Source organism: Pseudomonas sp. SDO5271_S396 (genome assembly GCF_054071795.1).
Window position 1 is genome coordinate 1 of sequence record NZ_JBSVWB010000143.1, and the last position, 220, is coordinate 220.

Consider the following 220-nt stretch of genomic DNA (forward strand, 5'->3'; position numbering starts at 1 on the left):
TTGCAGAAGTCTTTGACGACTAAGCCGGTCGATACTTTCAACAAATATATAATCGCCCTCTTTGATATGCATATCGCTAATCATATCAATGAGTTCTTTTAGTTTTCCTTTTCGTTTGTTGCTTCCATCGTGTGCAGATATGCCCGTATCCGAGTAGATATTCTCGGGCGGCAACTCAATACCTTGTTGCTTTGTAATGGCTTGGATTGATGCCATTTGA

The 220-nt window shown here is 40.5% G+C and carries 1 protein-coding gene; it reads right to left on the reverse strand.

Going from position 1 to position 220, the window contains the following annotated elements; translation table 11 throughout:
- The coding region (locus tag ACW9IN_RS30200) for a recombinase family protein (protein ID WP_457369256.1) at nt 1-220 on the reverse strand (220 nt) is incomplete at both ends.